This window comes from Streptomyces coelicoflavus, assembly GCF_003112555.1.
In the GTDB taxonomy this organism is placed as follows: Bacteria; Actinomycetota; Actinomycetes; order Streptomycetales; family Streptomycetaceae; genus Streptomyces; species Streptomyces coelicoflavus.
In genome coordinates this window covers 477,335-490,023 of record NZ_BEWB01000005.1, presented here as the reverse complement: position 1 = coordinate 490,023, position 12,689 = coordinate 477,335, and the positions used below count along the sequence as shown (strand labels likewise).

Annotated in this window: 12 protein-coding genes; 1 reads left to right on the top strand and 11 read right to left on the bottom strand. The window is 73.9% G+C overall.

Features of this window, described 5'->3' with window-relative positions; all coding sequences use genetic code 11:
- Positions 1 to 6: 6 nt before the first annotated feature.
- Together Sco07f_RS14055 and Sco07f_RS14050 are read right to left on the bottom strand one after the other, a co-directional pair.
- The gene (locus Sco07f_RS14055) at positions 7 to 801 is read right to left on the bottom strand and encodes an SDR family NAD(P)-dependent oxidoreductase (RefSeq protein WP_108988029.1); all 795 of its coding nucleotides are present in this window, start codon (positions 799 to 801) and stop codon (positions 7 to 9) included.
- Positions 802 to 814: 13 nt separating this feature from the next.
- Positions 815 to 2,470, bottom strand: coding sequence for an FAD-dependent oxidoreductase (locus Sco07f_RS14050; RefSeq protein ID WP_108988028.1), 1,656 nt, complete (start codon positions 2,468 to 2,470; stop codon positions 815 to 817).
- 197 nt (positions 2,471 to 2,667) lie between these two features.
- Here Sco07f_RS14050 and Sco07f_RS14045 point away from each other — a divergent pair, with 197 nt between their 5' ends.
- Complete coding sequence (locus tag Sco07f_RS14045) at positions 2,668 to 3,279, top strand: TetR/AcrR family transcriptional regulator (protein ID WP_087792290.1); 612 nt, start codon at positions 2,668 to 2,670, stop codon at positions 3,277 to 3,279.
- Between the two features lie 22 nt (positions 3,280 to 3,301).
- Here Sco07f_RS14045 and Sco07f_RS14040 read toward each other — a convergent pair whose 3' ends face one another.
- From Sco07f_RS14040 to casI, 9 genes are all read right to left on the bottom strand, one after another.
- Positions 3,302 to 4,237, bottom strand: coding sequence for a 3-oxoacyl-ACP reductase (locus Sco07f_RS14040; protein WP_087792289.1), 936 nt, complete (start codon positions 4,235 to 4,237; stop codon positions 3,302 to 3,304).
- A gap of 41 nt (positions 4,238 to 4,278) precedes the next feature.
- Positions 4,279 to 5,067, bottom strand: a complete 789-nt coding sequence (locus Sco07f_RS14035) for a 2-keto-4-pentenoate hydratase (protein ID WP_108988027.1) — start codon at positions 5,065 to 5,067, stop codon at positions 4,279 to 4,281.
- Positions 5,060 to 5,929 (bottom strand): MaoC/PaaZ C-terminal domain-containing protein, encoded by an 870-nt coding sequence (locus Sco07f_RS14030; RefSeq protein WP_108988026.1) that lies wholly within the window; start codon positions 5,927 to 5,929, stop codon positions 5,060 to 5,062. Before Sco07f_RS14030 ends, Sco07f_RS14035 begins: the two co-directional genes overlap by 8 nt.
- Positions 5,926 to 7,110: a lipid-transfer protein gene (locus Sco07f_RS14025; protein WP_108988025.1), complete on the bottom strand. Its 1,185-nt coding sequence runs from the start codon at positions 7,108 to 7,110 to the stop codon at positions 5,926 to 5,928. The genes Sco07f_RS14030 and Sco07f_RS14025 overlap by 4 nt, the downstream gene beginning before the upstream one ends.
- Positions 7,107 to 7,562 carry a MaoC family dehydratase gene (locus Sco07f_RS14020; RefSeq protein ID WP_108988024.1) on the bottom strand — a complete coding sequence of 152 codons (456 nt, stop codon included), beginning with the start codon at positions 7,560 to 7,562 and terminating at the stop codon, positions 7,107 to 7,109. The genes Sco07f_RS14025 and Sco07f_RS14020 overlap by 4 nt, the downstream gene beginning before the upstream one ends.
- Positions 7,559 to 8,692, bottom strand: coding sequence for an acyl-CoA dehydrogenase family protein (locus tag Sco07f_RS14015; RefSeq protein ID WP_108988023.1), 1,134 nt, complete (start codon positions 8,690 to 8,692; stop codon positions 7,559 to 7,561). Before Sco07f_RS14015 ends, Sco07f_RS14020 begins: the two co-directional genes overlap by 4 nt.
- A complete protein-coding gene (locus Sco07f_RS14010) occupies positions 8,692 to 9,702 on the bottom strand; it encodes a bifunctional MaoC family dehydratase N-terminal/OB-fold nucleic acid binding domain-containing protein (protein ID WP_108988022.1) in 1,011 nt (336 codons plus the stop codon). Before Sco07f_RS14010 ends, Sco07f_RS14015 begins: the two co-directional genes overlap by 1 nt.
- Entirely contained in the window at positions 9,699 to 10,865 is a 1,167-nt protein-coding gene (locus tag Sco07f_RS14005) for an acyl-CoA dehydrogenase family protein (RefSeq protein ID WP_087792282.1), read from the bottom strand. The genes Sco07f_RS14010 and Sco07f_RS14005 overlap by 4 nt, the downstream gene beginning before the upstream one ends.
- A gap of 91 nt (positions 10,866 to 10,956) precedes the next feature.
- Entirely contained in the window at positions 10,957 to 12,618 is a 1,662-nt protein-coding gene (gene casI, locus Sco07f_RS14000; RefSeq protein ID WP_108988021.1) for a steroid-22-oyl-CoA synthetase, read from the bottom strand.
- Between the last annotated feature and the right edge of the window lie 71 nt (positions 12,619 to 12,689).

Here is a 12,689-nt window from a genome sequence, read left to right as displayed (position 1 = left end):
CCCCGGTCAGGTGGCGGTGGGCAGCAGCCGCTGGGAGGCCTCGTGCGCGCCGAGGACCAGTTCGGCGCGGGGGAAGCCGCTGCGCCGCTCGGCGGTCTCCGCGTTGCCGCCGGCGACCCGCACGGGTCCGTCGGCGAGGTGGTCGAGGCCCTCCCGGGCGACGTCGTCCGGTTCGGCGACGCGCAGGCCGGGCAGGTCCATCCGCAGGCCGGCGCGTTCCATCGCGGGGGTCCGGGTCACGCCCAGGACCAGTTCGAGGACGTGCACGTCGTACTCGCGCAGCTCCAGCCACAGACCCTCGGCGAAGACGCGGCTGAACGCCTTGGCCGCCGAGTAGACGCTGATCCGGGCCTGGCCCAGGTAGCCGGAGAGGGAGCCGACCAGCATGATGCCGCCGCGGCGCCGCTCCTTCATCAGGGCCCCGAAGTGGTGGGTGAGGGCGAGCTGCGCGGTGATGTTCAGGTCCAGCACGCCCTGGACGCCGTCGAGGTCGCCGGTGACGAAGTCGTGGCCGTAGGTGTTGGCGCCCGCGTTGAAGATCAGCAGCCCGACCTCCAGGCCGTCGGTGACCGTGCGGACGGCCGCCAGGGCCCCGGGGTCGAGCAGGTCGAGGGCGAGGGTGCGGACCTCGACGCCCCGGGCCCGCGCCCGGTCGGCGGTCTCGTGGAGCGGCCCCTGCTTGCGGGCGATCAGCACCAGGTTGATCCCGGCGTCGGCGAGCTGCTCGGCGAACGCGGCGCCGACGCCCTCGGAGCCGCCCGCGACGACCGCCCACGGCCCGTACACACTCTTGTCGATCATCGAGTACCTCTCCTCAGTCCCTGGCCGGCGGTGCGGTGACCGTAGAACGCGCCCCGCCGGTGGCGCCGCTGGGGATCCCACTGGCCGGGAGCGCACCGGGGGAGGTCATGTCCCGCACGGCCAGCGAGGCGAAGACCATCCCGGTGCCGATGGGGACGCCGGGGCCCGGGTAGACCCGGCCGGTGAAGGAGGCGCTGGTGTTTCCGGCGGCGTACAGGCCCGGGATCGGGTCCCCCGCGCCGTCGAGGACGCGGGCGTGGACGTCGGTGCGCAGGCCGCCCTTGGTGCCGAGGTCGGCGAGGACGAGGCGGGCCGCGTAGTAGGGCGGGCGGTCCAGCGGGACCAGGCAGGGGTTGGGTCCGGGGGCGTTGCGGGTGTCGGCGAAGAACCGGTCGTAGGGGTCCTCGCCCCGGTGGTGGTCCGGGTCGGTGCCGGTCGCGGCATGGCCGTTGAAGCGGGCGACGGCGTCGGTCAGCGCGCCGGCCGGGACACCGATGCGCTCGGCGAGTTCGGGCAGTGTGTCGGCCTTCACCCAGACGCCGGACGCGAGGTGCTCCTCCGGGTCGGCGGGCGGCACGGTGATGGCGGGCAGGCCGCCGCCCTCACGCGAGTCGAAGATCAGATGGGCGGGTGCCTGCGCGGTGGCGAGGGCGCGGCCCATGCGGTCGTACGGCAGTGACTCGTTGGCGAAGCGCCGCCCAGCCGCGTCCACGACGATGCCGCCGCGCAGGCCGAGGGTGAACGCGGCGCTGCCGTCCGGCCGTTCGGTGCCGGGGCACCACCAGGCCTCGTCCAGGAGGTCGGTGGCGGCACCGATGCGGACGGCGGCACGCAGCAGGTCGCCCGTGGTCGCTCCCGGGGGTGCCATGGTCCACGCGGCGGCCCCGGGTACACCGTGCTCGGTGCGCAGCGCGTCGTCGCCCTCGAAGCCGCCCGCGGCCAGCAGCACGCCGCGCCGGGCCCGTACGGTGACCGTGCCCTGCGGGGTCTCGGCCTCGACGCCGGTCACCCGGCCGTGCTCGGTGACCAGGCCGGTGACGCGGTGCCCGGTGCGCACGGTGGTGTTGCCGGTGCGGGTGGCGGCGAGCAGGAGGCGGCCTATCAGGGCGCGGCCGGCGGTCAGCGGGCCGTCGGGGTGGCCCTGGCCGGCCCGGTCCCGGTCGACCGCGGGGCGGACCAGGGGCAGCAGGTCGCCCAGCTCCTCCCGCGGAAGATCGCGCGGCACGAAGGACCGTCCGGCGTCCATGCGTCCCGGGGCGGCGACGTAGTCGGGGAAGGCCCGCCACTCGAACTCCACGGCCGGGTCGCTCTCCAGCCGGGCGACCAGTTCGGGCGCGTGCCGCAGGAAGGCCTCCCGGCGGTCCGGTCCCGTGTCACCGACGAGGGCCCGCAGATAGGTGCGGGCGGCGTCGGTGGAGTCGCCGAGACCGGCGCGTTCCTGCACCTGGGTGCCGGGCAGCCAGCAGGCGGCCCCGGAGTAGGCGGAGGTGCCGCCGAGCAGCGCCGTCCGTTCCAGGACGACCGTGTCCAGGCCGTCCGCAGCGGCCATCAGGGCCCCGGTCATGGCTCCCGCGCCGGATCCGACGACGATCACGTCGTGGATCGCGTCGCCGGTGGGCTCGCGTATGGCGTCGTGCGTGGCGTCGCCTTCCGTTCGGCCGTCCCGCATGGATGCCCTCCTGCCAGTCGGTGGATGTTCGATGGTGTTCGGGGGGTGAGGCTTCAGCAGACCGCGCCGGTGGCGGCAGGGGCGGGAGCGGTCCCACTGACCGGTACGAGGGCCGGGCGGCACCTGACGTGGGGCCCGGGGCGCGCGTATTGTCGAAGACCGTTGCCACGAGACGATCGAGCGCCTGGAGGGAGAGCGTGCCCAGAATCGCCGAGGCCAGGGCGGGGGCCGAGCCCAGTTCGCCCCGGCAGCACGCGCGCCGGCAGAGCATCCTGCGGGCGGCGGCGGACATCGCCGCCGAGACGGGGCTCGAGCGGGTGCAGATGCACGAGGTGGCCAAGTCCGCGGGGGTGGCGATCGGCACCCTGTACCGGTATTTCCCGTCGAAGACGCACCTGTTCACGGCCGTGATGGCCGACCAGATCGAGGGGCTCGGCGCGCGGCTCGCGGACCGGACCGCGCACGACTCGCCCGAGGACGCCGTCTTCGCGACGCTGGCGGGTGCCACCCGCAGTCTGCTGCGCCGGCCTGAGCTGGCCACCGCGATGATCCAGTCGGCGAACGCCGCCCGCGCCTCGACCGTCCCCGACCTGGCCCGGGTCGACACGGGCTTCCTCGACCTGCTGCTGCGGGCCTGGGGAGTCGAGGACCCCACGGAGCACCATGTCGCCCGGCTGCGGCTGCTGACCCTGCTCTGGTACGGCGTCCTGCAGTCCCGGCTCAACGAGCGGATCTCCCCGGAGGAGGCCGACGCCGACCTGCGGATGGCCTGCCGGCTGCTGCTCGCCCCCGGCGACGACGGGGTCTGACGGGGGCGAGGGGCCGGGTCCTTCAGCCCGCCGGGGTCTGCTGGGTACCCGTCGTGTCGAGCGCGGCGACACTGTACGCGGCGTAGTTCCGGTAGGGGTCCCGGCCGCTGAAGTACGGGGTGAGCTGGGCGTCGAGTTCCTCGGGGGTGAAGGTGCCGTCGGCGGCGGTGAACTTGTGCTCCACCGTGGGCGGCGCGAGCAGGGCGACCATGTCGCCGTAGACGACGAAGACCTGCCCGTTGATCCCGTCGGCGGCCGGTGAGGCCAGGTGGGCGACCAGGGTGGCGACGCGTTCGGGGGCCATGATGTCGAGGCCGCCCGGCGCGTTCACGCCCTCGCCGAAGGAGTCGGCGGTCATGGCGGTGCGGGCGCGCGGGCAGATGGCGTTGGCGCGCACCCCGTAGCGGGACATGCCCTGGGCGGTGGCCAGGGTGAGCGCGGTGATCCCGGCCTTGGCCGCGGAGTAGTTCGGCTGGCCGGGGGCGCCGAACAGGAAGGCCTCGGAGCTGGTGTTGACGACCCGGCCGTAGACGGGGGCGCCGGACGCCTTGGAGGCGGCCCGCCAGTGCACGGAGGCGGCGCGGGAGAGTCCGGCGTGGCCCTTGAGGTGGACGCGGATGACGTCGTCCCAGTCGGACTCGGAGAGGTTGAAGAGCATCCGGTCGCGCAGGACGCCCGCGTTGTTGACGACGACGTCGAGGCCGCCGAAGGTCTCCACGGCGGCCGCCACCAGGCGCTCGCCCATGGACCAGTCACCCACGTCGCCGGTCACGGCGACCGCGTCCGCGCCCAGGGCCTTGATCTCGGCGACCACGTCGTCGGCCGCCGGGCCGACGTCGTTGACCACCACGTTGGCGCCGAGTTCCGCGAGGGCGAGCGCCTCGGCCCGGCCGAGTCCCGCGCCCGCACCGGTGACGACGGCGGTACGCCCCTCCAGGGTGGTGTTCGTGGTGCGCATGCTGTGCCTCTTTCCGTGTTCCTGTTACGTGTTGTCGGACGTCAGACGAAGGCGATCGATACGGAGCCGAGTCCCTCGAACTCGGCCCGGAACTCGTCCCCCGGCCGCACGTCCACGGCCCGGGTGCACGAGCCCGGCAGCACGACGTGTCCGGCCTCAAGGCGCACCTCGTAGGAGGCCACCTTGCGGGCCAGCCACGCGACCGCCTCGGTCGGGTCGCCCAGTACGGCGCTGGTGTTGCCCCGGGCGATCTCCTCGCCGCCCCGGTACAGGACGGCGGCGACGTCGGCGGGGTCCAGGTCGGCCGGCCGGACCCGGGCGGCGCCGAGGAGCACTCCGGCGGAGGACGCGTTGTCGGCAATGGTGTCGGCGAGGCCGATCTTCCAATCCCTGATGCGGCTGTCGATGAGTTCGATGCTCGGTACGACGTACTCGGTGGCGGCGAGGACGTCCGCGGTGGTGCATCCCTCACCGGGCAGGCTCCGGCCGAGCACGTAGCCGATCTCGACCTCGATGCGCGGCTGGCAGTAGCGGCCGGTGTCGACGGGTGTCCCCTCGGTCAGCACCATGTCGGAGAGCAGGTGGCCGTAGTCGGGTTCGTCGACGCCCATCATCTGCTGCATGACCTTGGAGGACAGGCCGACCTTGTGCCCGTGGACCGTGACGTCCTCTTTCTGCAACTGCTCGCGGACGTTGCGGAGTTGGATCTCGTACGCGTCGGTGGCGTCGATGTCCGGCCAGGTGGTGGTCAGCGGGTCGACGGGGGCCCGGTCGCGCTGTGCGGTGCGGAGCAGTTCGGCGGCCTCGGCGCGCTGTGCGGGGTCAAGCATCGGGGGTCTCCTCGCGGGTCGGTGCGGCGGCGCCCCGGTCCGGGGCGAAGCGGGCGCGGCCGCCGGAGAGCACGGTGCGTCCGTCGTCGGCCGCCGCCTCGAAGCGGACTCCGGTGTCGTCGCCGGTCCAGCCGTGCAGGGCGAGCGCGTCGCCCGGGAAGACGGGGGCGGCGAACCGGGCCTCCAGTTCCGCCAGGTCGGCGGGGTGCGCGCCGAGGGTGTCGGCGAGCGGCAGCAGGGCCGCGGCGAGGGTGCACAGGCCGTGCAGGAACGGCCGGGGCATCCCCGCCGCCCTCGCCGCCTCGGGGTCGATGTGCATGGCGTGCCGGTCGCCGAGCAGCCGGTAGAGGGCGGCCTGCCGGGAGTGCGTGGGCACGGTCGGCCGGTGGTCGGCCGGCCGGTCCGGGCGGCGCGGTGCGGACGGTCCGCGTTCCCCGCCGAATCCGCCGCTGCCGGGGGCGAAGATCGACCAGGTGGCCGTGAAACGGTCGCAGTCCACCTCGACGTCGAACACGGCGGCGGAGCCCTTGTCCCACACGTCGGCGACCCGCGCGGACGTCACCAGCTCGCCGGAGCGCTCCAACGGGCGTTTCACGGTGAGGCGTTGGCTGCCGTGCACGGCGGTGGTGATGTCGAAGGCGCCGAGTGCGCCGAGGGCGTCGGGCGCCCACTGGGCGAGGGTGAGGGCGAAGGTGGGTAGGACGCGCAGGTCCCGCTCGTACACGAGGTCCAGCCGGTCGGCCGGGGCGCCGACGGCGAGGGCGTACAGGATGGCGTCGCGCTCGGTGTAGGAGACGGTGCGGGTGCCGAGGTCGTGGCCGTGCCACGTGCTGGTGCTGGTGCTGGTGCGGGTGCTGGTCATCGGTGGTCGGCTCCCAGGATCAGGCCGCTGGTGGGGACTCCGGTGCCGGCGGTGACCAGGACGTGGCCGACGCCGTCCGGCTGGTTGACGGAGGTGCCGCGGACCAGGCGGACGCCTTCGGCGATGCCGTTCATGCCGTGCAGGTAGGCCTCGCCGAGCTGTCCGCCGTGCGTGTTGAGGGGCAGCCGTCCGCCGAGTTCGAGGTGGCCGTCGGCGATGAAGTCCTTCGCCTCGCCCGGCTCGCAGAAGCCCAGCTCCTCCAGCTGGGGCAGGACCAGCGGGGTGAAGTGGTCGTAGAGGACCGCCGCGTCGACGTCGTCGGGGCCGAGGCCGCTCTGCCGGTACAGCTGCCGTCCGACCAGGCCCATCTCGGGGATGCCGGTGATGGTGGGCCGGTAGTAGCTGGTCATCATGTGCTGGTCGGCGCCGAGTCCCTGGGCGGCGGCGCGGATCAGCGCGGGCGGGTGGGGCAGGTCGCGGGCGCGTTCGGCGGAGACGACGACGAGGGCCTGGCCGCCGTCGGTCTCCTGGCAGCAGTCGAGCAGCCGCAGCGGCTCGGCGATCCAGCGGGAGTCGCGGTGGTCCTGGAGGGTGATGGGGCGGCCGTGGAACCAGGCGGCGGGGTTGTTCGCCGCGTGCTTGCGGTCGAGGACGGCGACGCGGCCGAAGTCGTCGGTGGTGGCGCCGTACTCGTGGAGGTAGCGGCGGGCGAACATGGCCACCCACTGGGCGGGGGTGCTCAGCCCGAAGGGGGTCATCCAGGCGTAGGCGGCCCGGTCGGCGGTGGTGTCCATGGGGCGGGCGGCCTGGCCGAGCCCGTAGCGTTCGCCGGAGCGTTCGTTGAACGCCCGGTAGCAGACGACGACTTCGGCGGCGCCGGTGGCGACGGCCATGGCCGCCTGCTGGACCGTGCCGCAGCCCGCGCCGCCGCCGTAGCCGATGCGGGAGAAGAACGTCAGGTCGCCCATGCCGGTGTTGCGGGCGACGTGGATCTCGGAGTTGGTCTCGGCGGTGAAGGTGACCAGGCCGTCCACGTCGGCGGGCTTCAGTCCGGCGTCGGCGAGGGCGGCGAGCACGGCCTCGCAGGCGAGCTGGAGTTCGCTGCGTCCGGAGTCCTTGGAGAACTCGGTGGCGCCGATGCCGGCCACGGCGGCGGCCGGGAGGAGCGTGCCGGTGGTCATGGCGTCACCTCCCCGGGCAGACGCACGGTGACCGTGCCGGTGACGTGGGCGCCGAGGCTGTTGGTGCCCTTGACGGCGATGTCGACGTGGCGGTCCGCGTCGGACTTCGCGGTGACCGTGCCGGTGAGCACCATGGTGTCGCCGGGGTGGTTGGGGGCGCCGAGCCGGATGCGGACGGCCCTGACGACGGCGGCGGGTCCTGCCCAGCCGGTGACGTAGCGGTCGACCAGGCCGTTGCTGGTCAGAATGTTCATGAAGATGTCCTTGGAGCCGCGCTCGCGGGCGAGTTCGGGATCGTGGTGCACGTCCTGGTAGTCGCGGCTCGCGAGCGCCGTCGCGACGATCAGGGTGCGCGTCACCGGGATCGTCAGGTCCGGGAGTACGTCGCCGACGGCGACCTCGGCGTAGGTGCGGGTGGCGGGGACGGCAGGGGTGTCCCGGACGGGGCTCATGAGGCCACCGCCGCGCCGGTCAGCAGGGCGCCGAGGCGTTCCAGGTCGGCGCCCGCTCCGCCCAGGGTGGTGGAGATCTGCTTGCCCCACAGGAAGTGCCGGTGCACCGGGTAGTCGGTGTCGACGCCGATGCCGCCGTGCACGTGCTGGACGCGGTGGACGGTGTTCAGACCGGCCTCGCTGGCCCACCACTTGGCGACCAGGGCGGCCCGGTCGGCGTCCGCCGCGTCGAACGGTTCCCGCAGCGCGTCCACGGCCTGCCACAGCGTGACCCGCATCGCGTCGATGTCGATGTAGCAGTCGGCGAGCTGGTGCTGCACGGCCTGGAAGGTGGCCAGCGGACGGCCGAACTGCGTGCGTTCGCCCAGGTGGTCGGCCGCGTACCGCAGGGCGCCCTCGGCCACGCCCACCTGGACGGCGGCCAGCGCCACGAAGGAGTCGCGGACCAGCGCCGCCACGGTGCCGTCGCCGGGCGTGCCCACGGCTTCGGCCGGGGCGCCGTCGAGGGCGAGGTGGCCGCTCATGTCGTACGTGGTGGTCTCGGCGGGCTCCCAGGCCGTTCCGGGGGCGTCGGCGGCGACCAGGAACAGGCCGGGGCCCGCGTCGGTGGTCGCGGTGACCAGGACGTGCCGGGCGCCGCCCGGCGCGGGTACGACGGCCTTGGTGCCGGTCAGCCGCCAGCGCGGGCCGTCCTGGGCCGTGCCGTCCGGCGTCGCCCCGGTGCGCGGCGCGAGCGGGTCGGCGGGGCCGAACTCCTCCAGCGCGACGGTCGGCCGTACCTCGCCGCTCGCGAGGCCCGGCAGCAGCTCCGCCCGCTGACGCGCGGTGCCGTGCGCGGCGACGGCGAGGCCACCGGCCAGGGCCGGCCACAGCGGTACCGGCGCCACCCTGCGGCCCTGCTCCTCCAGGAGGACGCAGAGTCCCGCCATGCGGAGTCCGGCGCCGCCGTCCGCCTCCGGCAGCACGGCGCCGAGCAGTCCGGCCGAGGCCAGGTCGGCCCAGAGGCGGGTGTCGGTCCGGGTGGGCGAGGTCTCGACCTCGCGCAGCCGCTCGGGCGTCGCCCGGTCGGTGAAGATCTCCCGCGCCAGGTCACGGACCGCTTCGAGCTCTTCTCCCAGGGAGAAATCCATCAGGGTGCCTCCGTCGGGGCGGGCCGGAACACCGGCAGGGTCAGATCGGGGTCGGCGTCGAGCCAGTCGAGGACCACGGGCATGCCGATCGCGACGTCGTCGGGCGCGACCCCGGTCAGGTTGGTGATGAGGCGGGTGCCCTCGGCGAGTTCGACGACCGCGACGACCAGCGGGAAGTCGAAGGCCGGGTGGCGCGGGTGGTGGTTGACGACGTAGCTGTACACGTGACCGCGGCCGGAGGCCTCGACGGTGTCCCACTCCAGCGAGTTGCACTCCGGACAGCAGGGCCCCGGCGGGTGGCGCAGGGTGGAGCAGGCGGCGCAGCGCTGGATGAGCAGCAGGTGCTGCTTGGCGCCCTCGAAGAAGAAGGCGTTGTCCCGGTTGATCGCGGGCCGGGGCCGCAGGGCCGGGGGCGGGCTCGGCTCCTCCACCGGTTCCGGTTCCGCCACCGGTTCCGGTGCCGGTGCCGGTGCCGGGCGGAACCGGAGGGTGCGCCAGCGCTGGGTGGCGACGGTCTCGCCGTGCTGGTCGGTGTACGTCTTGAGGGTGGTGACGAACCTGCCCGTGCCCAGCCCGGTCCGCTTCTCCGCCGAGATCGACTCCACGCTCTCCCGGACGGCGACGTGGTCACCGGGCTCCAGCTCGCGCAGGAAGGTGAACTCCGAGTCGGTGGCCACCACGGACGTGTAGCCGCCCTCGTCGAGGAGGTCGACCAGCTCGTCGAAGCCGTCCCGCCCGGCCGGCGGGGAGACGGTGGCGGCGTAGCCGCGCATCGTCCAGGCCTGGATCATCGAGGCGGGTGCCACCACTCCCCCGCGTCCGGTCGCACGGGCCGCTCCGGCGTCGGTGTAGACGGGGTTGGTGTCGCCCATCGCCTCCGTCCAGTGCCGGATCATCGGCTGGTTGACCGGGTCCTGGGCCGGGGTAAGGGGGCGCAGCTCGCGTCCGGTGAAGGCCCGCAGCCGCTCCTCGTACCCGGTGTCCTGTCGGGTGTCCTCCCGCCCGGTCACGCGCCACGCCCCTTGCGCGGCAGGCCGAGCCCCTGGGTGGCGACCATGTCGCGCAGGATCTCGTTGACGCCGCCACCGAAGGTGTTCACGACGCCCTGACGGGAGAGCTGTTCGACCTGTCCGGCAAGGACGGCGCCCGGTGACTCCGGCCGGATGCGGCCGGCCGCGCCGAGGATCTGCGTCAGTCCGCGCTGGACGGCGATGTGTGTCTCGGTGCCGTACGTCTTGGCGGCGCCCGCGTCGGCGCCGGTCAGGGTGCCGGCGGCGACGGCGCTGGTCATCTTCCAGTTCATCAGCCGCATGGCCTCCAGCCGGGCGTGGGTGCGGGCGAACTCCTGGCGCACCCAGGGAATGTCGGCCGTGCCGTTCTCCTTCGCCCAGTCCAGGACGCGTTCCCAGAGCTGGATCATGCGCCCGCCGAGGGCGGCGAGGCCGATGCGCTCGTGGTTCAGCTGGGCCGTGATCAGCCGCCAGCCGCCGTTCACCTCGCCCACGACGTCGGCGGCGGGGACGCGTACGCCGCTGTAGTAGGTGGCGGTGACGACCATGCCGCCCACCGTCCGGATGGGGCTCCAGCCGAAGCCCTCGTCGGTGGTGGGCACGATGAGGATGGAGATGCCCTTGTGCTTGGGCGCGTCCGGGTCGGTGCGGGCGGCGAGCCACACGTAGTCGGCGGTGTTGGCGCCGCTGGTGAAGATCTTGGAGCCGTCCACGACGTACGAGTCGCCGTCGCGCACGGCCCGGGTGGTCAGCGAGGCGAGGTCGGTCCCGGCCCCGGGCTCGGTGTAGCCGATGGCGAACACGATGTCGCCGGAGAGGATGCCGGGCAGGAACCGCCTGCGCTGCTCCTCGGACCCGTACGCCATGAGGGTCGGGCCGACCGTGTTGACGGTGACGAAGGGGAAGGGCAGTCCGGCCCGCTGGACCTCGTCGAAGAACACGTACTGGTCCTCGACGGACCGGCCCTGGCCGCCGTACTCGGTGGGCCAGCCGATGCCCAGCCAGCCGTCGGCGCCGAGCCGTTCGACGACCTCGCGGAAGCGGTCGCCGCCGACGCCCTCCTCGCCGACGCGACGGCGTTCGTCCTCGGGCATCAGGCCCGCGAAGTAGGCCCGCAGTTCCCGCCGCAGCTCGCGGTGCGCGGCGCTCTCACGCAGGTGCATGTGTCGTTCTCTCCTTGGTCGTCGCCGTCGTCGCCGTCGTCGCCGTCGTCACCGTTGTCGCCGTCATCGCCCTCGTCGCCCTCGTCGCCGCTCAGGGCAGGAAGCGTCCGCGGCCGTTGGCGAGGAACTCGTCGCGCAGGGCGGTCTTGTCGTCGTCGGTCATCGGCCCGTACGCGGGGCCGCCGCGGCCCGTCCAGCGGTACACGGGGTCGTCGGTGCGCCAGCCGTCGAGCTGCATCTCCTTCTTGCGCAGCTTGTTGGATCCGGTGGTGGGCAGCCCGTGCGAGACGCGTACGTAGCGCGGGGCGCCCTTGGTGCCCAGGTCCTCCTGGCGGGCCAGGAATCCGGGGAGGTCCAGGTCCTCGAAGCGGGTGCCGTCGGGGATCTCGACGGCGGCCATGACCTGGTCGCCGGAGCGGGGGTCGGGCACGCCGAAGACTCCGGCGGCGACGACGCCCGGGTGCCGGCGCAGGACGCGTTCGGTGAGCAGCGCGGAGATGTTCTCGCCGTCGACGCGGATCCAGTCCCCGGAGCGGCCCGCGAAGTAGAAGTAGCCGGCCTCGTCCACGTAGCCGAGGTCACCGGTCCAGTACCAGCCGTGCCGGACGCGTTCGGCGTTGGCGGCCGCGTTGTTCCAGTAGCCCTCGAAGCGGGCGGCGCCCTCGGTGTCGACGATCTCCCCGATGGCCTCCTCGGGGTTGCGCACCCGGCCGTAGGTGTCGAGCAGCGCGGGCGGGCAGGTCCGGCGGGTCGTCGGGTCGACGATGCGGACGCCGTCGCGGGCGGGCCTGCCGAGGGCGCCCACCGGGCCGTCGGCCACGCGCTTGAGCATGCCGGCGCCCTCGCTGGATCCGTACCCCTCGACGAGACGGCAGCCGAACCGGGTCAGGAACCGGTCGGCGTCCTCGGGCGAGGCCTCGGTGCCGAAGGCGTGGGTGAGCCGGTTGTCCGCGTCGTCCGGCGTCTCGGGCAGCGCGAGGACGTAGCCGATGGCCTTGCCGACGTAGGTGAAGTAGGTGGCGCCGAAGTGGCGGACGTCGGGGAGGAAGCCGGACGCGGAGAACTTGCGGGTGAGGGCGATGGTGGCGCCCGCGTGGAGGGCCGGCGCCCACAGGGCCATCAGGGCGTTGCCGTGGAACAGCGGCATCGGGCAGTAGCAGGTGTCGGCGCGGGTGATGTCGTACTTGGCGCTGTTGGCGGCGCCGAGCGCGGCGAGCCTGCCCTGGGAGCAGATCGCCGCCTTGGAGGTGCCGGTGGTGCCGGAGGTCAGCAGGAGCAGCATGGTCGTGGCGGCCGTGACGTCCGGGGCGGCGTGCGCGGGTCCGCGCCCGGCGTGGGCGGCGAGGGCGGTCGCGTACCCGGGGTCGTCGACGACGAGGAAGCGGTCGCGCTTCACACCGACGTCCAGGCCGTCGAGCAGGTCGAGGCCGGCCCGGTCGGTGACGATCAACTGGCACTCGGTGTGCCGCACTTCGCGTGCGAGTTCGGCGCCGCGCCGGGTCGGGTTGATGCCGACGACGGCCGCGCCGGCCAGCGCGGCGCCGCCGAGCCAGAAGACGTACTCGGGGACGTTGTCCAGGAGCACGCCGATGTGGAACGGCCCCTCGGTGCGCAGTTCGGCGGCCAGGGCGGCGCGCGCGGCGCTCTCGGCGACGACCTCGTCCCAGGTCCAGGTCCGTTCGCGGGTCAGCAGGCCGGGGTGGTCGTCCCCGGCGCGGGCGAGCAGCAGGTCGGCAATCGTCTGGTGTGGCAACGTCGGTCCCTCTCACCCGGTGGACGGGTCTGCCGGTGTCGTCGGTACGGCGACGGGGCGCCGGTGCGCCC